This window comes from Stenotrophomonas sp. YJH_SMC_119 (assembly GCF_059368315.1).
This window is the reverse complement of sequence record NZ_JCAFRP010000001.1, coordinates 899,933-921,652: the sequence shown is the minus strand read 5'-3', so window position 1 is coordinate 921,652 and position 21,720 is coordinate 899,933. Positions and strand designations below refer to the sequence as shown.

General features: G+C 66.6%; 21 protein-coding genes. 14 read left to right on the top strand and 7 right to left on the bottom strand.

The annotated features are described in order from the left end of the window. Window positions 1–22: 22 nt before the first annotated feature. From lptM to hslU, 6 genes are all read left to right on the top strand, one after another. Complete coding sequence (gene lptM / locus AC5P6S_RS04170) at window positions 23–295, top strand: LPS translocon maturation chaperone LptM (protein ID WP_005411097.1); 273 nt, start codon at window positions 23–25, stop codon at window positions 293–295. Then, window positions 288–1,139 (top strand): diaminopimelate epimerase, encoded by an 852-nt coding sequence (gene dapF, locus AC5P6S_RS04165; protein ID WP_033834522.1) that lies wholly within the window; start codon window positions 288–290, stop codon window positions 1,137–1,139. Before lptM ends, dapF begins: the two co-directional genes overlap by 8 nt. After that, window positions 1,136–1,810, top strand: coding sequence for a DUF484 family protein (locus tag AC5P6S_RS04160; RefSeq protein ID WP_005411095.1), 675 nt, complete (start codon window positions 1,136–1,138; stop codon window positions 1,808–1,810). Before dapF ends, AC5P6S_RS04160 begins: the two co-directional genes overlap by 4 nt. Before the next feature lie 13 nt (window positions 1,811–1,823). Then, complete coding sequence (gene xerC, locus AC5P6S_RS04155) at window positions 1,824–2,720, top strand: tyrosine recombinase XerC (protein ID WP_235643493.1); 897 nt, start codon at window positions 1,824–1,826, stop codon at window positions 2,718–2,720. Between the two features lie 85 nt (window positions 2,721–2,805). Further along, window positions 2,806–3,357, top strand: a complete 552-nt coding sequence (gene hslV / locus AC5P6S_RS04150) for an ATP-dependent protease subunit HslV (protein ID WP_005411093.1) — start codon at window positions 2,806–2,808, stop codon at window positions 3,355–3,357. Between the two features lie 103 nt (window positions 3,358–3,460). Beyond that, window positions 3,461–4,834, top strand: coding sequence for an ATP-dependent protease ATPase subunit HslU (gene hslU / locus AC5P6S_RS04145; RefSeq protein WP_005414521.1), 1,374 nt, complete (start codon window positions 3,461–3,463; stop codon window positions 4,832–4,834). Between the two features lie 96 nt (window positions 4,835–4,930). Here hslU and AC5P6S_RS04140 read toward each other — a convergent pair whose 3' ends face one another. Together AC5P6S_RS04140 and smeT are read right to left on the bottom strand one after the other, a co-directional pair. Then, window positions 4,931–5,923 carry a Gfo/Idh/MocA family protein gene (locus AC5P6S_RS04140; protein ID WP_065183237.1) on the bottom strand — a complete coding sequence of 331 codons (993 nt, stop codon included), beginning with the start codon at window positions 5,921–5,923 and terminating at the stop codon, window positions 4,931–4,933. 45 nt (window positions 5,924–5,968) lie between these two features. After that, complete coding sequence (smeT, locus tag AC5P6S_RS04135) at window positions 5,969–6,628, bottom strand: efflux transporter SmeDEF transcriptional repressor SmeT (RefSeq protein WP_005411090.1); 660 nt, start codon at window positions 6,626–6,628, stop codon at window positions 5,969–5,971. Window positions 6,629–6,852: 224 nt separating this feature from the next. On the opposite strand from smeT, the gene smeD reads away from it, so the two are divergent. The 3 genes from smeD to smeF all read left to right on the top strand — a co-directional run bounded on the left by smeD (window position 6,853) and on the right by smeF (window position 12,665). After that, window positions 6,853–8,037 (top strand): multidrug efflux RND transporter periplasmic adaptor subunit SmeD, encoded by a 1,185-nt coding sequence (gene smeD, locus AC5P6S_RS04130; protein WP_495204481.1) that lies wholly within the window; start codon window positions 6,853–6,855, stop codon window positions 8,035–8,037. A 12-nt stretch (window positions 8,038–8,049) separates the two neighbouring features. After that, window positions 8,050–11,172 carry a multidrug efflux RND transporter permease subunit SmeE gene (smeE, locus tag AC5P6S_RS04125; protein ID WP_005411088.1) on the top strand — a complete coding sequence of 1,041 codons (3,123 nt, stop codon included), beginning with the start codon at window positions 8,050–8,052 and terminating at the stop codon, window positions 11,170–11,172. Window positions 11,173–11,264: 92 nt separating this feature from the next. Beyond that, complete coding sequence (gene smeF / locus AC5P6S_RS04120) at window positions 11,265–12,665, top strand: multidrug efflux RND transporter outer membrane subunit SmeF (RefSeq protein ID WP_180872571.1); 1,401 nt, start codon at window positions 11,265–11,267, stop codon at window positions 12,663–12,665. 83 nt (window positions 12,666–12,748) lie between these two features. Here smeF and AC5P6S_RS04115 read toward each other — a convergent pair whose 3' ends face one another. The 4 genes from AC5P6S_RS04115 to AC5P6S_RS04100 form a co-directional block, all read right to left on the bottom strand. Beyond that, window positions 12,749–13,171, bottom strand: a complete 423-nt coding sequence (locus tag AC5P6S_RS04115) for a low affinity iron permease family protein (protein WP_005411086.1) — start codon at window positions 13,169–13,171, stop codon at window positions 12,749–12,751. Window positions 13,172–13,238: 67 nt separating this feature from the next. Then, on the bottom strand, window positions 13,239–13,574 hold the full coding sequence (locus tag AC5P6S_RS04110) for a hypothetical protein (protein WP_005411085.1): 336 nt from the start codon (window positions 13,572–13,574) through the stop codon (window positions 13,239–13,241). A gap of 75 nt (window positions 13,575–13,649) precedes the next feature. Further along, complete coding sequence (locus AC5P6S_RS04105; RefSeq protein WP_005414515.1) at window positions 13,650–13,910, bottom strand: hypothetical protein; 261 nt, start codon at window positions 13,908–13,910, stop codon at window positions 13,650–13,652. Window positions 13,911–14,108: 198 nt separating this feature from the next. Then, window positions 14,109–14,561 (bottom strand): nucleoside deaminase, encoded by a 453-nt coding sequence (locus AC5P6S_RS04100; RefSeq protein ID WP_099562485.1) that lies wholly within the window; start codon window positions 14,559–14,561, stop codon window positions 14,109–14,111. Window positions 14,562–14,641: 80 nt separating this feature from the next. Here AC5P6S_RS04100 and ubiE point away from each other — a divergent pair, with 80 nt between their 5' ends. From ubiE to AC5P6S_RS04080, 4 genes are all read left to right on the top strand, one after another. Then, window positions 14,642–15,403: a bifunctional demethylmenaquinone methyltransferase/2-methoxy-6-polyprenyl-1,4-benzoquinol methylase UbiE gene (gene ubiE, locus AC5P6S_RS04095; RefSeq protein ID WP_005411082.1), complete on the top strand. Its 762-nt coding sequence runs from the start codon at window positions 14,642–14,644 to the stop codon at window positions 15,401–15,403. A gap of 270 nt (window positions 15,404–15,673) precedes the next feature. Beyond that, window positions 15,674–17,602: a M1 family metallopeptidase gene (locus AC5P6S_RS04090; protein WP_062605605.1), complete on the top strand. Its 1,929-nt coding sequence runs from the start codon at window positions 15,674–15,676 to the stop codon at window positions 17,600–17,602. 127 nt (window positions 17,603–17,729) lie between these two features. Beyond that, entirely contained in the window at window positions 17,730–18,461 is a 732-nt protein-coding gene (locus AC5P6S_RS04085) for a hypothetical protein (protein ID WP_062605607.1), read from the top strand. Then, the gene (locus AC5P6S_RS04080; protein WP_012481295.1) at window positions 18,449–19,084 is read left to right on the top strand and encodes an HAD family hydrolase; all 636 of its coding nucleotides are present in this window, start codon (window positions 18,449–18,451) and stop codon (window positions 19,082–19,084) included. Before AC5P6S_RS04085 ends, AC5P6S_RS04080 begins: the two co-directional genes overlap by 13 nt. 318 nt (window positions 19,085–19,402) lie before the next feature. Here the strand turns inward: AC5P6S_RS04080 and AC5P6S_RS04075 are convergent, their stop codons facing one another. Beyond that, the gene (locus AC5P6S_RS04075; protein WP_005411078.1) at window positions 19,403–20,341 is read right to left on the bottom strand and encodes a carbohydrate kinase family protein; all 939 of its coding nucleotides are present in this window, start codon (window positions 20,339–20,341) and stop codon (window positions 19,403–19,405) included. Window positions 20,342–20,624: 283 nt separating this feature from the next. Between AC5P6S_RS04075 and AC5P6S_RS04070 the strand changes: the two genes are divergently transcribed. Next, window positions 20,625–21,671, top strand: coding sequence for a rod shape-determining protein (locus AC5P6S_RS04070; protein ID WP_005411077.1), 1,047 nt, complete (start codon window positions 20,625–20,627; stop codon window positions 21,669–21,671). Window positions 21,672–21,720: the final 49 nt, after the last annotated feature.

Here is a 21,720-nt window from a genome sequence, read left to right as displayed (position 1 = left end):
CGCCAATGGCTATACTCGGGGCATGAAGATCCCCCATCGAAACGCCATCCTGATTCCGCTGGCAGCTGCTTCGCTGCTGTTCCTCGCCGCCTGCGGCAACAAGGGCCCGCTGGTACTGCCGCAGAAGCCGGTGCCGGTGGAAGAAACCGTCGAACCTGTTGCCGAGCCCGCTACCGAAGCGACCCCGGCGCAGACCGAAGGCAGCGGCACCCCGGCCACGACCGTGGAGCCGGCTGCACCGACCACGCAACCGGCGCCTGCGCCTGCGAAGAAGGTGGGCGGCGGGAATGAGTAAGGCCGGTTCCAAGGCCCTGCGCTTCAGCAAGATGCATGGCGCGGGCAATGATTTCGTAGTGATCGACCTGCGTGACGGCACCGCGCCGCCCACGCCTGAACTGGCCGCGCAGCTGGCCGACCGCCACACCGGCGTCGGCTGCGATCAGATCCTGACCATCGAAGCGCCGCGTGCGGAAGGCTCGGTGGCGTCGTACCGCATCTGGAATGCCGACGGCTCCAATTCCGAACAGTGCGGCAATGGCGCGCGCTGCATCGCCGCCTGGCTGGTGCGCGAAGGCAGTGCGCAGGGCGACCGCTTCGTCATCGACAGCCCGCTGGCCAGCCATGAGGTGGAAGTGCTGGGCGATGGCCAGTTCGCGGTGACCATGGGCGTGCCGGCGTTCGAGCCGGCCAACGTGCCGCTGGTGGGTTTCGCCCACGCGCGCGAGGAATACCTGCTGCCGCTGCAGGGCGAAAGCGTGCGTTTCGCTGCGGTGTCGATGGGCAACCCGCATGCAGTGATCGAAGTGGGCCTGATCGATGCTGCACCGGTCGAGCGCGTCGGTGCGCTGCTGCAGCAGCATGCCTCGTTCCCGCGCTCGGTGAACGTGGGCTTCGCCCAGGTGATGGGCCCGGCGCATGCACGCCTGCGTGTGAATGAACGCGGCGTCGGCGAAACCCTGGCCTGCGGCAGTGGCGCCTGCGCCGCTGCGGTGACCCTGATGCAGCGCGGCCGCCTGCAGCGTGATGCACGCATCAGCCTGCCCGGCGGTGACCTGCGCATCCAGTGGCCGGGCGATGGCCAGCCTGTGGTGATGGCCGGCCCGACCGCATTCGTCTTCGAAGGGGAGTGGATGGCATGACCGAAACCGTCGACAAGCTCGGGGCCCACGAAGTCGCTGCCTGGTTGCGGCGACATCCCGGCTTCCTCAAGCAGTTCCCGGACCTGGCCCTGACCCTGGTGGTGCCGCGTGACGACGGCCCGACCGCGTCGCTGGCCAGCTACCAGCTGGAAGTGCTGCGCGAGAAGAACCGCGAGCTGGCACGACGGTTGGCCGACCTGGGCGCGACTGCCCAGGTCAACGAACGCCTGGCGGTGCGCACACACCAGCTGACCCTGGCGTTGATGAAGCAGGACAACGCCGCCGACACCCTGCGTGCGATGGCGGCCTCGCTGCAGGAAGATTTCGCCGGCGACCTGGTGCGATTGGTGGTGCACACGCCGGTGGCCGGGCTGGAACAGGCCGACTGGTTGCAGGTGATCGCCGCCGATGATCCGCAGCTCGGCCCGTTCCGCGACTGCCTGAAGGACGGCGAGCCGATCTGCGGCCGCCTGCAGCCGGAAAAGAATGCCGTGCTGTATGGCGTGCGCAGCGAGGAAGTGCAGACCACCGCGCTGCTGCCGTTGCCGGGCGTGGGCCTGATTGCGGTGGGCAGCCACGATCCGAACCGTTTCTATCCGGGCATGGGCACGCTGTTCCTGCGCATGATGGGCGACGCCCTGGTCGCCGGCCTGAAGCGCTTCCCGGGCTGAGCAGGACACGACGATGAGCGCGGTACAGGCCTTCCTGCAGCATCTGCAGGTAGAGCGGCGGATGTCGGCGCATACGCTCGATGCCTACCGCCGTGACCTGGACGCGCTGTCGGTCTGGGCCGAGCCGCGCGGTGTTGCGGTGGAGGCACTCGATGCCGACGCGCTGCGCCAGTTCGTCGCCGATGAGCACCGCCGTGGCCTGTCGGCCAAGAGCCTGCAGCGCCGCTTGTCCGCCTGCCGCAGCTTCTATGCCTGGCTGCTCAAGCACGGCCGCATCGAGGTCAGTCCTGCAGCAACGCTGAAGGCGCCGCGCGCGCCGCGCCGGTTGCCTCAGGTCCTCGACGCCGATGAGGCCGTGCAGCTGGTCGAGCTGGAGCCGGAAGGTGAACTTGGCCGCCGTGACCGCGCGCTGCTGGAACTTTTTTATTCTTCCGGCCTGCGCCTGAGCGAAGTCTGCGCGCTGACCTGGCGCGATCTGGATTTCGACAGCGGGCTGGTCAACGTGCTGGGCAAGGGCAATCGGCAGCGCCGCGTGCCGTTCGGCCGGCCGGCGCGCGAAGCGCTGCAGGCGTGGCGCGCCGAAAGTGGCGGTGGTCCGGCCTCGCCGGTATTTCCCGGCCGCCACGGACCGATCAGCCAACGCGCGGTGCAGATCCGCATCCGCCAGCTGGCGCAGCGCCAGGGCCTGTTCAAGCACGTGCACCCGCACATGCTGCGGCACAGTTTCGCCAGCCATATCCTGGAATCATCCGGTGATCTGCGCGGCGTGCAGGAGCTGCTGGGCCATGCCGACATCGCCACCACCCAGATCTACACCCATCTGGATTTCCAGCACCTGGCCAAGGTCTACGACGCGGCGCATCCGCGCGCGAAGCGTCGAAGCAGCAGCGAGGGCAGCGGAGAAAGCTGAACGTTGCCCGTGCGGCAGCCGGTCGCGGGTGGCTTGAAGGGCGCAGGGCAGTCCCCACCTCTGGTTCTGTCACCCCGGAGGCATCATGGACCCCAGTCAGAACCCCAACGTTTTCCACGCCACCACCATCGTCTGCGTCCGTCGCGGCGAGCACGTGGCCATTGCCGGCGACGGCCAGGTCACGCTGGGCCACACCGTGATGAAGGGCAATGCGCGCAAGGTGCGCCGCCTCGGTCGTGATGGCCAGGTGCTGGCCGGCTTTGCCGGTGCCGCCGCCGATGCCTTCACCCTGTTCGAGCTGTTCGAGGCCAAGCTGGAAAAGCACGGCCAGTTGCAGCGTGCTGCGGTCGAACTGGCCAAGGACTGGCGCACCGAGCGCCGCCTCGGAAAGCTTGAAGCCCTGTTGGCCGTGGCCGACAAGGAAACCTCGCTGATCATCAGCGGCACCGGCGATGTGATCGAACCGGAGGATGGCATCATCGCCATCGGCTCGGGTGGTTCCTATGCGCTGTCGGCTGCACGCGCGTTGATGGCACACACCGAACTGGATGCGCGCACCATCGCCAGCGAAGCGATCGGCATTGCCGGCGATATCTGCATCTACACCAACCGCAACGTGGTGGTCGAGGAACTCTGAGGGTCGCGCCGGCTGCTGGCCGGCAACCTCATGATCCCCCACACGCGTGCCTGGTTGCCGGCCAGCGGCCGGCACGACCGACAACGAATTCGTGAGCACATCCATGTCGAAGATCGAAGTTTCCTCCGCCACCATGACCCCGCGCGAGATCGTGCAGGAACTGGACCGGCATATCGTGGGCCAGCACGACGCCAAGCGCGCCGTGGCCATCGCCCTGCGCAACCGCTGGCGCCGCATGCAGCTGGTGCCTGAGCTGCGCAATGAAGTGATGCCGAAGAACATCCTGATGATCGGCCCGACCGGCGTCGGCAAGACCGAGATCGCGCGTCGCCTGGCCACGCTGGCCAACGCGCCGTTCGTGAAGGTCGAAGCCACCCGCTTCACCGAAGTCGGCTACGTCGGCAAGGACGTCGAGCAGATCATCCGCGACCTGGCCGATACCGCAGTGAAGCTGTACCGCGAACAGGCCAAGGTGCGCGTGCGTACCCAGGCCGAGGAACGCGCCGAAGACCGCATCCTCGATGCGCTGCTGCCGCGCCGCAGCGGTGGCATCGGCTTCGATCCGGAAGTCGCCCGCAACGAACCGTCGGCGCAGGACAACGAGACCCGCATCAAGTTCCGCAAGATGCTGCGCAACGGTGAGCTGGACGAGCGCGAGATCGAACTCGACCTGGCCGCCAATGTCAGCATGGACATCATGACCCCGCCGGGCATGGAGGAAATGGGCCAGCAGCTGAAGTCGATGTTCGCCAACCTTGGCGGCGGCGCGAAGGCGCACAAGCGCACGCTGACCATCAAGGCCGCGCGACCGCTGCTGATCGAAGAAGAGGCCGGCAAGCTGGTCAACGAGGACGATATCCGCACTGCGGCGATCGAGGCCTGCGAGCAGCACGGCATCGTCTTCATCGACGAGATCGACAAGGTCGCCAAGCGTGGCGATAACGTGGGCGGCGGCGATGTCTCCCGCGAAGGCGTGCAGCGCGACCTGCTGCCGCTGGTGGAAGGCTCCAACGTGTCCACCAAGTACGGCACGATCAAGACCGACCACATCCTGTTCATTGCATCCGGTGCGTTCCACCTGGCCAAGCCCAGCGATCTGATTCCGGAGCTGCAGGGTCGCTTCCCGATCCGCGTTGAACTGGGTGCGCTGAGCAAGGGTGATTTCGTGCGCATCCTGACCGAGCCGAAGGCCGCGCTGACCAAGCAGTACGAAGCGCTGCTGGCTACCGAGGGCGTCAAGGTCAGCTTCACCGCCGACGCCATCGAGCGCCTGGCCGAAATCGCGTTCCAGGTGAACGAACGCCAGGAGAACATCGGTGCCCGTCGCCTGCATACGGTGCTGGAGCGCCTGCTGGATTCGCTCAGCTACGAGGCACCGGACCGCGATGGCGAAAGCCTGGCGATCGACAGCGCCTACGTCGACAAGCACCTGGGTGAGCTGGTGCAGGACCCGGACCTGAGCCGCTACATCCTGTAATGCCCGTTGGAGTCGGATCCCTCGCCCCAGCGAGGGCTCTGACTCCGCCCGCTGCAACAGAAAGGGCCGCCGCAGGGCGGCCATTTTCTTGTGCGGTCAGCGCGACTGCCGGGTGCGGTAGTCCCGCAGCACCTGGTCGATCACCGCACTGGTGCGGGCGGCGCTGATGCCGCTCGAGGGCGAACGGCCGTTGCCGCGCAGTTCGTCCACGAGGTGCGCGATCAACGGCTGCTGGACCGATGGCGGGTTCGGGATGTCGAATGCCTGCATGCCCGCTTCGGTCTCCAGAACCACTGGAACGTCCTCGAAGGTGGCAAAGCGCAGCTGCCCGCGGTCGCCGGTGATCTCGACCTCATCCTGGCGCCGGAACGCGCAGAAGCTCCATTGCGCGATGCCGTGCGCCCCACTGCCGGTACGGAAGCACATCGAGACACTGTCCTCGGCGGCGTAGGCGCCGGTCAGCGAACTGGCCAGGCCACGCACGTCGCCCAGCGGCCCCAATAGATGGTCGAGCAGGTCCAGGGTATGCGAGCCCAGATCGACGAACAGCCCGCCGCCGGCGATCGACGGATTGGTCCGCCAGAAGTCGGGCGATGCGGCATTCGCCGAATGCGGCCGATGCAGGGTGGCGCGCACGCTGCGCGGCGTTCCGATCGCGCCGTTGTCCAGCAGCTGCTTCACCTGTGCGAAGCGGGGCAGGGCACGGCGGTAGTAGGCCACGAACACGGGCACGCCGCTGCGGGCGCTGGCCGCGATGATGCGCTGGCACTCGTCGTGGTCCATGGCCATCGGCTTTTCGATGTAGACCGGCTTGCCCGCGGCGATCGCCTGCAGCGCGTAATGCATGTGCGTCGAGGGCGGCGTTGACACGTAGACCGCGTTCACTTCGGGATCGGCGATGAGTGCGTCGGCGTCGGCGTACCAGCGCGGAATCGCGTGGCGCCGCGCATAATCCTCGGCCAATCCCGCATTGCGGCGCATGACCGCTGCCACCCGTGAGCCGGGTGTGCTGGCCAGGGCGGGGCCGCTCTTCTTCTCGGTGACGCTGCCACAGCCGATGAAGCCCCACACCACGTTGTCCAGGATCACGGGGCTGTCCTCAGATGGGCGCGGCGGTGGCGGCAGCAGCGCCACTCACGCTTCGGGCAGCGGCTCGGGCACAGTGCCCGGCACGAACACGCCGTCCTTCACGTAGGCGGCCAGGGTCATGTCCAGTGCGAGCATGCCGTCGCGCTTGAGATCCATCAGGTCCGGTTCGACCATCGCCCCGTGCAGCACGCCCAGCACGGTGGCATGCAGCATGCGCGCGGCGATCTTGGGGTCGGCGCCTTCGCGCAGCTGGCCCAGATCGCGGGCGCGGCGCAGGGCACGCTCCATCCGGTCCAGCGCATCGCGGAATCCGGCCTGCTGCATTTCGGTCAGCACCCTGGTGTCGGCCGAGGCATCGCTGCGCAGCATGATCTCCATGGTCTTGCGCAGGCGCTCGTCTTCGGACAGCTCGATGAAGGAGTGGATCATCACCGCGCGCAGGTCGTGCACGGGGGTGTCGCGCTGGTCGGTGGAGGTGCGCTCCAGTTCCTGCATGAAGGGCAGGTGCACCCGTTCGACGATCGCGGCCAGCACCTCGCTCTTGTTCTTGAAGTGCCAGTAGACCGCGCCACGGGTATAGCCGGCGCGGGCGCCGATCATCTCCAGCGTGGTACGGGCCACGCCGTGTTCATGGAAGCAGGCTTCGGCGGCGTCAAGGATGCCTTCCCGGGTTGCCTGGGTGTCCTCTTTGGTCTTGCGGGCCATGTAGGTACGAGTGCGGGTGAAACGTGGCTGAATTGTACCGGTTTACAAACAAACAAGCATGTATGTATATTTCGCTCCCATCATTCCCGTCGTGTGCGTGGCAGGCCGGTCCGGCTCCCGCTCCACCCGGGTGGGCGCTGTTCTCACGGTCTTCACCTTTACCGGTCGAAGGGTCCGCCGTATCAGCGCCGGCTGAGATCCTTTCCTTCAAGAGCCTTTCCGTCATGTTGCTGAGCCGAATCCGACCCTTTGCACTGTCGCTGGCCATCGCCGCAGCCGTGGCTGCCTGCGGCGGCCAACCCCAGGCCCCCGAGCAGGGCCCGGGTGACGTCACCGTGGTCACGCTGAAGTCCGAGACCGTGGGCCTGACCCGCGAACTGCCGGGCCGTACCAACGCCTTCCTGGTCGCCGAAGTGCGCCCGCAGGTCAACGGCATCGTTGCCAAGCGCCTGTTCACCGAAGGCGGCATGGTCAAGGCCGGCGAGCCGCTCTACCAGATCGAGGACGCCAGCTACCGCGCCCAGGCCAACAGCGCCCGCGCCCAGCTGGCCCGCGCCGAAGCCACGGCCAACGCCGCGCGCCTGAGCGCCAAGCGCATCAGCGAGCTGGCCAAGGTCGACGCGGTCAGCCAGCAGGATCTGGAAAACGCCGTGGCCGCGCAGAAGCAGGCCGAGGCCGATGTCGGTGCCGCCAGGGCCTCGCTGGATGCGGCCAACGTCACCCTCGGCTATGCCCGCATCACCGCGCCGATCAGCGGCCGCATCGGCAAGTCCAGCGTTACCCAGGGTGCGCTGGTCAGCGCCGGCCAGGCCAATGCACTGGCCACCGTGCAGCAGCTGGACCCGATCTACGTCGATCTGACCCAGTCCTCGGCCGAGCTGCTGCAGCTGCGCCGCGAACTGGCTGCCGGCCGCCTGCAGGACAACCAGACGCTGCCGGTCAGCATCCTGATGGAAGACGGCAGCACCTTCGAGCACAAGGGCACGCTGGAGTTCTCTGAAGTGAGCGTCGATCCAGCCACCGGCAGCTTCGGCCTGCGCGTGAAGGTGGACAACCCGGACGGCCTGCTGATGCCGGGCACCTACGTGCGCGCGGTGATCGGCGGCGGCGTGCGCAGCGATGCGGTGCTGGTACCGATGCAGGGCATCGCCCGCGATCCGAAGGGCGACACCACCGCGATGGTGGTCGGCAAGGACAACAAGGTCGAAGTGCGCCCGGTCAAGGTCAGCCGCACGGTCGGCGACAAGTGGCTGGTCGAGGACGGTCTGAAGGCCGGCGACAAGGTCATCGTCGAAGGCCTGCAGAAGATCGGCCCCGGCATGCCGGTCAAGGCCACCGAGAAGGGCGCTGCTCCGGCCAAGCCGGCAGCGGCCGCCCAGCCTGCCGCCCCGGCCGGCGACGCGAAGTAAGCGGAGAACCCCATGGCACGCTTTTTCATCGATCGACCCATCTTCGCGTGGGTGATCGCCATCATCATCATGCTCGCCGGCGGCCTGGCCCTGTTCAAGCTGCCGGTCTCGATGTACCCCAACGTCGCACCGCCGGCGGTGGAAATCAGCGCCACCTACCCGGGTGCATCGGCCAAGGTGGTCGAGGACTCGGTGACGCAGATCATCGAGCAGAACATGAAGGGCCTTGATGGCCTGATCTACTTCTCCTCCAACAGCTCGTCCAACGGCCAGGCCACCATCACCCTGACCTTCGAGAGCGGCACCAACCCGGACATCGCCCAGGTGCAGGTGCAGAACAAGCTGCAGCTGGCCATGCCGCTGCTGCCGCAGGAAGTGCAGCGGCAGGGCATCAACGTGGCCAAGTCCAGCTCGGGCTTCCTGAACGTCATCGCGTTCGTGTCCGAGAACGGCAGCATGGACGCCAACGACATCGCCGACTACGTCGGTTCCAATGTTGTCGATCGCCTGAGCCGCGTGCCAGGCGTGGGTAACATCCAGGTGTTCGGTGGCAAGTACGCCATGCGCATCTGGCTGGATCCGAACAAGCTGCATACCTATGGCCTGTCGGTTGCGGAAGTGACCGCAGCGATCAAGGCACAGAACGCGCAGGTGGCCATCGGCCAGCTTGGCGGTGCACCGTCGATCAAGGGCCAGCAGCTCAACGCCACCATCAACGCGCAGTCGCGCCTGCAGACCCCGGAACAGTTCCGCAACATCATCGTGCGCGGTGCGCAGGACGGTGCCGAGCTGCGCCTGGGGGATGTCGCCCGCGTCGAGCTGGGTGCCGAGTCCTACGACTTCGTCACCCGCTACAACGGCCAGCCGGCCAGCGGCCTGGCGGTGACCCTGGCCACCGGCGCCAACGCGCTGGATACCGCCGCCGGCGTGAATGCTGCGCTGGAAGACATGAAGAGCTTCTTCCCGGCCGGGCTGAAGGCCGAGGTTCCGTACGACACCACCCCGTTCGTGCGCGTGTCGATCAAGGGCGTGGTGCAGACCCTGATCGAAGCGATCGTGCTGGTGTTCGTGGTGATGTACCTGTTCCTGCAGAACTTCCGCGCCACCCTGATCCCGACCATCGCCGTGCCGGTGGTGCTGCTGGGTACCTTCGGCGTGCTGGCCATGCTCGGCTTCTCGGTGAACATGCTGACCATGTTCGCGATGGTGCTTGCGATCGGCCTGCTGGTGGACGATGCCATCGTGGTGGTGGAGAACGTCGAGCGCATCATGTCCGAGGAAGGACTGTCGCCGCTCGAGGCGACCCGCAAGTCGATGGGCCAGATCACCGGCGCGCTGGTGGGCATCGGCCTGGTGCTGTCGGCGGTGTTCGTGCCGATGGCCTTCATGAGTGGCTCCACCGGCGTGATCTACCGCCAGTTCTCGGCCACGATCGTCTCGGCGATGGCATTGTCGGTGCTGGTCGCGATCGTGCTGACCCCGGCGCTGTGCGCGACCATGCTCAAGCCGCTGAAGAAAGGTGAGCACCACGTCGCCCACCGCGGCCTGGCCGGTCGCTTCTTCAATGGCTTCAACCGTGGATTCGACCGCACCAGCGAAAGCTACCAGCGTGGCGTGCGCGGCATCATCCATCGCCCGTGGCGCTTCATGGGCATCGTGGCGGCGCTGTTCGTGCTGATGGGCGTGTTGTTCGTGCGCCTGCCCAGCTCATTCCTGCCCAACGAAGACCAGGGCGTGTTGATGGCGCTGGTGCAGGCGCCGGTGGGTGCCACCCAGGAACGTACGCTGGAATCGATCGCGGCGCTGGAAAACCACTTCCTGCAGAACGAGAAGGATGCGGTGGACTCGGTGTTCTCGGTGCAGGGCTTCAGCTTCGCCGGCATGGGCCAGAACGCCGGCATGGCATTCGTCAAGCTGAAGGACTGGAGCGAGCGTGACGCCAACAATGGTGTGATGCCGATCACCGGACGCGCGATGGCGGCCCTGGGCCAGATCAAGGATGCCTTCATCTTCGCCTTCCCGCCGCCGGCCATCCCGGAACTGGGCACTGCCTCGGGCTATACCTTCTTCCTGAAGGACAACAGCGGCCAGGGCCACGAGGCGCTGGTGGCCGCGCGCAACCAGCTGCTCGGCCTCGCCGCCGGCAGCAAGAAGCTGGCCAACGTGCGCCCGAACGGCCAGGAGGACACGCCGCAGTTCCGCATCGACATCGACGCGGCCAAGGCGACCTCGCTGGGGCTGTCGATCGACCAGATCAACGGCACGCTGGCCGCCGCGTGGGGCAGCTCGTACATCGACGACTTCGTCGATCGTGGCCGCGTCAAGCGTGTGTTCGTGCAGGCCGACCAGCCTTTCCGCATGGTGCCGGAGGACTTCGATCTCTGGTCCGTGAAGAACGACAAGGGTGAAATGGTGCCGTTCAGTGCCTTCGCTACCAAGCACTGGGATTACGGTTCGCCGCGCCTGGAACGCTACAACGGTGTGTCGGCCATGGAAATCCAGGGCGAACCGGCCCCGGGTGTCGCCTCCGGTGATGCCATGGCCGAGATCGAACAGCTGGCCAAGCAGCTGCCGGCGGGCTTCGGCATCGAATGGACGGCGATGTCGTACCAGGAGCGCCAGGCTGGCTCGCAGACGCCACTGCTGTACACGCTCTCGCTGATGATCGTATTCCTGTGCCTGGCCGCGATGTACGAAAGCTGGAGCGTGCCGACCGCAGTGCTGCTGGCGGCCCCGCTGGGCATCCTCGGCGCGGTGCTGGCCAATACCTTCAAGGGCCTGGAACGCGATATCTACTTCCAGGTGGCGATGCTGACCACGGTGGGCCTGACCAGCAAGAACGCGATCCTGATCGTGGAGTTCGCCAAGGAGAACCTGGAGAAGGGCGCAGGCCTGATCGAATCGATCATGCATGCCGTGCGCGACCGCCTGCGTCCGATCGTGATGACCTCGCTGGCCTTCGGCATGGGCGTGGTACCGCTGGCGATCTCCACCGGTGCCGGTTCCGGCGCCAAGCAGGCGATCGGCACCGGCGTGCTCGGCGGCATGATCGTCGGCACCGTGCTCGGTGTGTTCTTCGTGCCGCTGTTCTTCGTGGTGGTGCAGCGCGTGTTCAAGCGCAAATCCACGACGTGACCTGAAACGGTCATGCCGGCCTCAGGCTGGCGTTGTCGAAACGGTAGTGCCGGCCGCTGGCCGGCATGACCTCCTGCCATCCGGCAGTACCGATGGAAGTCATTCCCATGAAAAGTGCATCCCTGTTCCTTTCCATTGCCGCTGTGCTCGCGCTCGCCGGCTGCTCCACCCTGGTGCCGAAGAACACCGCTGTCGCCCCGGCGATCCCGGCGCAGTGGCCGGCCGAGGCCGCGCAGGGCGAGGTGGCCGATGTCGCCGCCGTCGGCTGGCGCGACTTCTTCACCGATGCGCGCCTGCAGCAGGTGATCGACCAGTCGCTGCAGAACAACCGCGATCTGCGCGTGGCCGTGCTCAACGTTGAGCGCGCGCGCGGCCAGTACCGTGTGCAGCGCGCTGATCGCGTGCCCGGCGTGGCCGTTACCGGCCAGATGCAGCGCCAGGGCACCGACGCCGGTGTCAACGAACAGTTCACCGCCGGTGTCGGCGTGGCCGAGTTCGAGCTGGATCTGTTCGGCCGCGTGCGCAATCTCAGTGAAGCCGCGCTGCAGCAGTACTTCGCCGTCGCCGCCAACCGCCGCAACGCGCAGTTGAGCCTGGTGGCCGAGACGGCGACCGCATGGCTGACCTACGGTGCCGATGCGCAGCGGCTGAAGATCGCCGATGCCACGCTGAAGACCTACGAGGATTCGCTGCGCCTGGCCGAGGCCCGCCACGAACGTGGTGGCAGTTCGGCGCTGGAGCTGACCCAGACCCGTACCCTGGTCGAGACCGCGCGTACGGACGCCGCACGCCTGCGTGGCCAGCTGGCCCAGGACCGCAACGCGCTGGCGCTGCTGGCCGGTGGCCAGCTGGATCCGGCGCTGCTGCCGGACAGCATCGAGCCGCAGCTGCTTGCACTGGCACCGCCGCCGGCCGGCCTGCCCAGCGACGTGCTGCTGCAGCGCCCGGACATCATGGCCGCCGAACACCAGCTGCTGGCGGCCAACGCCAATATCGGTGCGGCACGCGCGGCGTTCTTCCCGAGCATCTCGCTGACCGGCAGCATCGGCAGTGGTTCGAGCGAACTGTCCAACCTGTTCGACAGCGGTACGCGCGTGTGGAGCTTCCTGCCGAAGATCACGCTGCCGATCTTCCAGGGCGGCAAGCTGCGCGCCAACCTGGCCATCGCCAACGCAGATCGTGATATCGCTCTGGCGCAGTACGAGAAGTCGATCCAGGTGGGCTTCCGCGAAACCGCCGATGCGCTGGCGTTGAATGTCAGCCTGGACGAGCAGGTGAGTTCACAGCAGCGCCTGGTGGAAGCGGCCGAACAGGCCAACCGCCTGTCGCAGGCGCGCTACGACGCGGGCCTGGACAGCTTCGTGACCCTGCTGGATGCACGTCGTACCGCCTACAACGCACAACAGACCCACCTGCAGGCGCAGCTGGCGCAGCAGGCCAACCGCATCACCCTGTACAAGGTGCTGGGCGGTGGCTGGCACGAGCGCAGCTGAAGGGCAGCCGGCCAGCGACCGGCTCTACCCTGATGATCGATGGTAGTGCCGGCCGCTGGCCGGCATTGTCATTCCGGGGCCCGCTAAACCGCTTCATCGTCGCGCCGCGCTGCATGGCAGGCGCGAACGCGCGCGAGCGCATCGCCGGCTTCGCGCGCCATCTGCTCGTACTCGGCGCGGATCTCTTCCAGGCGCGCTTCGTCCAGTTCTTCCAGATCCAACAGTTCGTTGTTGGCTTCGGCCGTCGCCCGGATCAGCTCGTCCAGCTTGATCTGCATCGCGGCGGTGTCCGCGTTCTGCGTGTGCTGGATCAGGAACACCATCAGGAAGGTGATGATGGTGGTGCCGGTGTTGATCACCAGCTGCCAGGTGTCGTTGAAACCGAACACCGGGCCACTGATGCCCCAGATCACCACGATCGCTACTGCAGCCAGGAAGGTCCACGGCGAGCCGGTGGCGGCCGCGGCCTTCTTGGCGATCGTATTGAACAGGTTTCGTACTTTCATCGTCGTCGTCCCACTCAGGTGACGAGGATGATCGGCAGTGGCCCGTGCAGGCGCCGTGCAGCGGCGGTCAGGCGCGCATGCGCTGCAGCCGCGGTGCCTGCAGGCTGCGCACCGGACTGCTCTGGTAGACGTGCTGCCAGCAACGGTCGACGAATTCGCGGGCCTGGGCTTCACTCAGTCGCGGCATGATCTGCAGGGCGTACTGGGTCTGGAACATCTCGTCACGTTCGGCCTCGCTGGCGCGCGGCTGGGTGATCAGCGAATCGCAGGCAAACTTGATCCACGGCACGTACGAGCCGAACGAGTTGTGCGGCAGTGCGCCTTCGGCATGTTGGCGGCGCCAGTGATCCAGCTCGGCGTCAACGTTGATGACCGGAGGAATGGTGGGGACTTCAGCGTGCATGACAATCCAGTTCGGTTGAGTGGAAAGGGAGTGGGGGTTCATCGGAGTGTGGCGTATGTGGCGGTGCATGCCGCGTCAGCGCGATGTGGAGCTGGCGTTGGCATGTCCGATCAACTGCGCGTGCTCGACGGCACCGAGATCTTCGGCCAGGGTGGCCATCGCGTTGCACAGGCGCTCGTGGTCGAGCGGATGGCGACGGACCAGCTCCAGTTGCATGCGCTGGTAGGCGGTCCAGAACAACGCGCCGCGCCGGTGCAGTGCATATTGCCGCTGCAGGCGTTCGCGGATCGGGTCGAGGATCGAGTCTGGTGCAGGTCGTACGGCGTGCGCGCACATGGCTGGCTCCGCCGGGGAAAGAAGTCCCGGTAACCCCACCCTAGGCGCGGCAGCCGGGCGGGGTGTTATCGCAGCGTGTGCACGTTGCGCAGCTGACTGTGCACTGGTTCACGGCAATGGCCGCAAACGCTGCCGGCACTAGGGCGTGCCGGCACTGAAGCGTTCATTAAACGGGTTCAACAGGACACTGCGTGGTGATCATTCACCGATGTCTTCATTCCAGATCTCCGGGTGCTGCGCAATGAAGCCGCCCAGCAGGTCCACGCATTCCTGGCTGTCCAGGTCGACCACGTTGACGCCATTTTCCCGCAACCAGTCGATGCCGCCCTGGAAGGTGCGCGATTCGCCCACCACCACGGTGCCGATGTTGAACTGGCGCACCAGGCCCGAGCAGTACCAGCACGGTGCCAGAGTGGTGACCATGATCGTGTCCTGGTAACGGCGCTGGCGGCCGGCCTTGCGGAACGCATCGGTCTCGCCGTGCACCGACGGGTCGCCTTCCTGCACGCGGCGGTTGTGGCCGCAGCCAAGCAGGCGGCCGTCGTTGTGGTACAGGGCTGCGCCGATCGGCACGCCGCCCTCGGCCAGGCCCTGGCGGGCTTCGGCGATGGCGGTCTGCAGCAGGGCCTGGTAGTCGGGCGTGGTGATCATGCGGGGCTCCGGTAAGTCGTGGCCCGCCATGATACGGGCAGGGGGTGCCGCTGGCCCCCGGCGGTGCGATAATCGGGGCCATGAGCGAATCCCCCTACAAAGCCGGTACCACCCATTTCGGGTTCCGCGACGTCGCCGCCAAGGACAAGCAGAAGCTGGTCGGCCAGGTGTTCACCTCGGTCGCGCGCAACTACGACCTGATGAACGACCTGATGAGCCTGGGCGTGCACCGGGCGTGGAAGCGCTACTACGTGGCCACCGCGCAGGTGAAGCCGGGCGACCGCGTGCTCGATCTGGCGGGCGGCACCGGCGACATCGCCGCCCTGCTGAAGGAGCGCGTCGGCGCCGAGGGCTCGGTGGTGCTGGGCGACATCAACGCCGGCATGCTGTCGGTCGGCCGTGACCGCCTGACCAACCGCGGCCTGGTGCTGGGCCTGGACTACGTGCAGTGCAACGCCGAGGCCCTGCCGTTCCCGGACAACAGCTTCGACCTGGTCACCATCGCCTTCGGCCTGCGCAACGTGACCGACAAGGACGCTGGCCTGCGCGAGATGTACCGCGTGCTGAAGGTCGGCGGCCAGGCCCGCGTGCTGGAGTTCTCCGAAGTCACCGCGGACTGGTTCAAGCCGATCTACGACTTCCACTCGTTCAAGATCCTGCCGAAGCTGGGCAAGCTGTTCGCCAATGACTCGGACAGCTACCAGTACCTGGCCGAGAGCATCCGCAAGCACCCGCCGCAGGATGAACTGAAGGCGATGATGGGGCAGGCCGGGTTCGAGCGCTGCCACTACAAGAACCTGACCGGCGGCATCGTTTCGATCCACTCCGGCTACAAGCTGTAAACCCTGCTCTGGTGGGTGCCAACCTTGGTTGGTGCTCGCCCGCTGCGGTGATCCGCTCTGGTGGGTGCCGACCTTGGTCGGCACGGGCCTGCCGCATGCGTTGATGGGTCCGTGCCAACCAAGGTTGGTACCTGCCTGTAGATGCCGACATTGGTTGGCATGCGCCCGAGGCGCAGGATCGGCTTGCCTGCCATTACCCCGCACCGCGCAACGCCTGCCGGGCCGGAGGGAGGTACCATTGGGGTTTGATCCCCGTAACGGTCCCGATTCATGCGTAATCCGCTGATGCTCCTTCCGCTGGCCGTGGCCCTGGCCGCCGGCTGCTCCCAGGAGGCGGCCGCGCCCGCCGCCGCCCCGACTGCCGCAAAGGCCCCTGCCGCCCCCGTGAACGCCGAGAACCGCAGCCACGACGAAAGCTCGTACGCCGAGCCGGACAAGGTCGTCATCAAGGACATCGCGCTGGATCTGAAGCTCGACTTCGACCAGAAGCAGATTGGCGGCACCGCCACCTACACCCTGGAATGGAAGCAGAAGGACGCCAGGCAGCTGGTGCTCGACACCCGCGAGCTGACCGTGTCCAAGGTCGAGGCCGTCGCCGCCGATGGCGCGCGCAGCCCGCTGAAGTTCGAGCTGGCCGCCGCTGACAAGGTGTTCGGCAGCAAGCTGACCATCGAGGCCCCGGAACAGCCGGCCAAGGTGGAAGTGACCTACCACACCGCGCCGACCGCATCGGGCCTGCAGTGGCTGGCACCGTCGATGACCGAGGGCAAGAAGCTGCCCTTCATGTTCAGCCAGTCGCAGGCCATCCATGCCCGCTCCTGGGTGCCGCTGCAGGACACCCCGAGCGTGCGCTTCACCTACAGCGCGCACGTGGTCTCGCGCCCGGACGTGATGGTGCTGATGAGCGCCGACAACGATCCGAAGGCCGCGCGTGATGGTGACTACACCTTCAAGATGCCGCAGCCGATTCCGTCCTACCTGCTGGCCATCGCCGCCGGCGACCTGGTGTTCGAGCCGATCTCCGGCCGCTCCGGCGTCTGGGCCGAGCCGACCATGGTCAACAAGGCCGCCAAGGAATTCGAAGACACCGAGAAGATGATCGGTGCCGCCGAGAAGCTGTACGGCGAATACCGCTGGGGCCGCTACGACATGCTGGTGCTGCCGCCGTCGTTCCCGTTCGGCGGCATGGAAAACCCGCGCCTGACCTTCGCCACCCCGACCGTGATCGTCGGCGACAAGTCGCTGGTCTCGCTGGTCGCCCACGAACTGGCGCACAGCTGGTCGGGCAACCTGGTGACCAACGCCAGCTGGAAGGACATCTGGCTCAACGAAGGCTTCACCACCTACGTCCAGGGCCGCATCACCGAAGCCCTGTACGGCAAGGAGATGGCCGAGATGGAGAAGCAGATCGACCAGACCGACCTGCTGGCCGAAGTGAAGGACATGAGCCCGGCCGACCAGGCACTGGCGCTGCCGCCGCTGAACGAGCGTGACCCCGATGAAGCCCTCAGCCAGGTCGCCTACGTCAAGGGTTCGTGGTTCCTGGAGTTCCTGGAACAGCGCTTTGGCCGCGAGACCTTCGATCCGTTCCTGCGGGGCTGGTTCGATGACCACGCCTTCCAGAGCGCGAACACCGACCAGTTCGTCGAGTACCTGAAGAAGAACCTGCTGCCGAAGAATCCGTCGGCCGTGACCGAGGCCGAACTGAAGGCATGGCTGGACGAGCCGGGCATCCCGGCGTTCGCAGCCAAGGCGCAGTCGCGCAACTTCAGCAGCGTCGATACCGCGCGCATCGCCTTCGCCAGCGCCGGCACCGTGCCCAGCAGCCAGGTCATCGCCGACTGGAGCACCCAGGAGTGGGTGCGCTTCATCGACGGTCTGGGTGCGACCCAGCCGCTGGACAAGCTGGCCACGCTGGACAAGGCCTTCCACTTCACCGGCACCCCCAATGGCGAGATCGCCATGCGCTGGTACCCGCTGGCGATCCGCAGCGGCTACGAGCAGGCCAATGAAGGGGCGGCTGCATTCATCGAGCGCGTCGGCCGTCGCAAGCTGATCCTGCCGATCTACGCCGAACTGGTGAAGACCCCGAAGGGTCTGGAGCTGGCCAAGCAGGCCTTCGAAAAGGCCAAGCCGGGCTACCACCCGATCACCACCACCTCGGTCCAGGACATGCTGGCCAAGGCTGAAGCCAAGTAAGCGGTAGTGCCGGCCGCTGGCCGGCAACCGGTCACTGCTTCACCACCAACGGCGGGGAAACCCGCCGTTGGTGTATCCGCTTTTCGCTGCCGATAGAATCGGGATGCACTCGCATAGGACCTCCGCCATGAAACGACTGATCCTGCTCACCGCCTGCACCCTAGCCCTGGCCGCCTGCAGCAACCCGGAAGAGGAACGCAAGGCGCAGGAAGCCGCTGCGGCCGCCGCGCAGGCGCAGAAGGAGGCCAAGGCCGAAGACGTGGCCAAGCAGTACGACATGGCCGTGGCCGCGCAGGACTGGGAACGCGCGCGCCTGCATGGTGCCTCGCTGCTGGACCAGTACAAGGACACCGCCGCCGCCGAGCGCATCGCCGCAGGCTTCGACGAGGTCAAGGCCAAGGGCGACGCCGCGCGCGACCTGCGCCGCATGCAGGGGCTATGGCAGTACAACCAGATTCCGGTGGGCATCAAGGGCAACCAGGTCTCGGCGCAGATCTACAGCAAGGAACGGGTGGACGTGGATGGCAGCGGCGCCAAACCGGTGCAGCTGGTGTTCCGCGATCATCCGGAGTGGAAGCGGCATGCCTACCTGGTGCTGCAGGCCGGTGATTTCCGTTGCCCGCAATGCACGGTGAAAGTGACCGTGGATGACGGCAAGCCGGTACCAATGGCGGCCTGGCGCCCGAAGACCGATGAAGCCATCGCCCTGTTCATCACCGATCAGAAGGCACTGTGGAAGCTGGCGCGCAAGGGCAAGTCGATCAGCATCGAGTTCCCGGTCAAGGCCGGTGGCACGCGAACGGCCGTGTTCGAAACCGGCGGTGTCGACGCCAGCCGCATGCCGCAGTGGTGGCAGTGAAGGTTGCGACGGGCAGCGCAGTGCACGCGTTGTCCGCGATCCGGCACTGGGTGTTCGACATGGACGGCACGCTGACGGTGGCCGTGCATGATTTCGCCGCGATCCGCCGAGCGCTGGAGATCGCCGCGGAGGAAGACATCCTCGACCATATCGCGGCATTGCCCGACGCACCGGCGCAGGCCAAGCGCGCGTGGCTGCTGGATCACGAGCGCGCCCTGGCCGAGGACGCGCTGCCAGCGCCGGGGGCGGTGAAGCTGCTGCGCGCGCTGTCGGCGGCAGGTTGCCGGCTGGGCATCCTGACCCGCAACGACCATGCGCTGGCGAAGCTGACGCTGGAGGCGATCGGGGTCGGGGCGTTGTTCGACGACGCCGACATCATCGGCCGCGATGAAGCGGTGCCCAAGCCCTCGCCGGATGGCCTGCAGCAGCATCTTCGTCGCTGGGGCATCGGGGCTGCGCACGCGGTGATGGTCGGTGACCACGCCTACGACCTGGAGTGCGGGCGCGCCGCGGGCGCTCACACCGTGCTGGTCAATCTGCCGGAGAACCCATGGCCGGGCCGGGCCGACTGGCATTTCGCCGATTGCCGCGCCTTGCTGGCGGCCTGGCAGCAAAAGGGGTAGTGCTGGCCGCTGGCCGGCAGTGTCGACCAAGGTCGACACCTACCAGAACACCCGTGGCCAGGCTGGCGGCCTGGCAGCAGAAGGGGTAGTGCCGGCCGCTGGCCGGCAGTGTCGACCAAGGTCGACACCTACCAGAACACCCGTGGCCAGGCTGGCGGCCTGGCAGAAGGGGTAGTGCCGGCCGCTGGCCGGCAGTGTCGACCAAGGTCGACACCTACCAACAGCATTCCCAGCAGCGCATCGGGTGGAAAGCCCCCTTGTTGTTCAAGGGGGCGCGCCGAAGGCGCGGGGACAAGGTGGGATGCGCGGGCAGTTCGTTTACGCGCCCAGCGCGTAACCGAACTGCTGCTTGAACTGCTCGTTGAACTCATCGAAGGTGAAGCGCTGGTTCTGCGTGCCCGGGTGCTCGACCTTCAGCGCGCCCATCAGGTTGCCCATGCGGCCGATGGTCAGCCAGTCGTAGCCCTTCTGGATGCCGTAGATCAGGCCGGCGCGGAAGGCGTCACCACAGCCGGTCGGATCGACCACGCGGCGCTCGTGCGCCGGCGGGATGTCGTAGCTCTTTTCCGGGGTGTGGATGACCGCACCCTTCGGGCCACGGGTGGTGATGTAGGCCTTGACCCGGCTGACGATCTCCTTCTCGTCCCAGCCGGTGCGCTCCTGCAGCAGGTTCGACTCGTAGTCGTTGACCACCACGTAGTCGGCCTGATCGATGAAGGCGCGCAGCTCGGGGCCGTTGAACAGCGGCATGGCCTGGCCCGGGTCGAAGATGAACGGAATGCCGTCCTCGTGGAATTCCTGCGCGTTCTGGATCATGCCTTCGCGGCCGTCCGGGCCGACCAGGCCCAGGGTCACGCCCGGCACGCCGCGCACATGGTTCTCGTAGGAGCGCATCATCGCGCCCGGGTGGAAGGCGGTGATCTGGTTGTTGTCGTGGTCGGTGGTGATGAACGCCTGCGGGGTGAACAGCTCGTCGATCACGCGCACACGCGACAGATCGATGCCCAGGCCTTCGAAGTATTCGCGGTACGGGCCGAAATCCGAACCCACGGTGCCCATCGGGATCGGCTGGCCGCCCAGCAGGTGCAGGTTGTAGGCGATGTTGCCGGCGCAGCCGCCAAACTCGCGGCGCATGCGCGGCACGAGGAAGGACACGTTCAGGATGTGCACCTTGTCCGGCAGGATGTGATTCTTGAACTGGTCCGGGAACACCATGATGGTGTCGAAGGCAAGAGAACCACAGATCAGAGCGGACATCGATGTAAGCCTATGCGGTGAATTTTGGGGTGGGCCGGCCCGGTTCAGCGGGCAAGCAAACGGCGCCCTTGGGCGCCCGACGGCGCAAAGGTTACCCGCTGGTGCCGCTCAGGGCCAGAACCGGGTGATGCCCGATCAGGCCGAAAGCCTGTGAAGACGCGGGTTCAGCTAGTTTTTTCCTTGCTCGGCGGCAGGCGGGTTGCTAGGCTTGTCGGCCTCGATTTCTGCCCATTTTTTCGCCATCCCGCGGCGGGCACGACACCCCTCAGGACTCCTTCCTCAGATGTTCAAGAAACTCCGTGGCATGTTCTCCAACGACCTGTCCATCGACCTGGGCACGGCCAACACCCTCATCTACGTGCGCGGGCAGGGGATCGTGCTGAACGAGCCGTCGGTCGTGGCCGTGCGCCAGGACCGTGCCATCGGTGGCACCCGCTCGGTGGCAGCCGTTGGCGCCGAGGCCAAGCAGATGCTCGGCCGTACCCCGGGCCACATCACCACCATCCGCCCGATGAAGGACGGCGTCATCGCCGACTTCACCTACACCGAGGCGATGCTCAAGCACTTCATCAAGAAGGTGCACAAGTCGCGCGTGCTGCGCCCGAGCCCGCGCGTGCTGGTCTGCGTGCCGGCCGGTTCGACCCAGGTCGAGCGCCGCGCGATCAAGGAATCGGCCGAGGAAGCCGGTGCCCGTGACGTGTACCTGATCGAAGAGCCGATGGCTGCCGCGATCGGCGCCGGCATGCCGGTCACCGAAGCCCGTGGCTCGATGGTCATCGACATCGGCGGCGGCACCACCGAAGTGGCCGTGATCTCGCTCAACGGCATCGTCTATTCGGCCTCGGTCCGCATCGGCGGCGACCGCTTCGACGAATCCATCACAAACTACGTGCGCCGCAACCACGGCATGCTGATCGGTGAAGCCACCGCCGAGCGCATCAAGGTCGAGCTGGGTTGTGCCTACCCGCAGGCCGAGGTGCAGGAGCTGGAGATCTCCGGCCGCAACCTCGCCGAGGGCGTGCCGAAGATGATCAAGATCAGCTCCAACGAGGTGCTTGAAGCCCTGCACGAACCGCTGTCGGGCATCGTCAGCGCGGTCAAGCTGGCGCTGGAGCAGACCCCGCCGGAACTGTGTGCCGACGTTGCCGAGCGCGGCATCGTGCTGACCGGCGGCGGCGCCCTGCTGCGTGACCTGGACCGCCTGATCTCCGAGGAAACCGGCCTGCACGTGCAGGTGGCCGACGATCCGCTGACCTGCGTGGCCCGCGGTGGCGGTCGTGCGCTGGAACTGGTGGACATGCACGGCAACGAGTTCTTTGCGCCGGAATAAGCCGTCCCGGCCGTTCCTGCCCGCCGCGCCCTTCCGGGGTGCGGCCCGC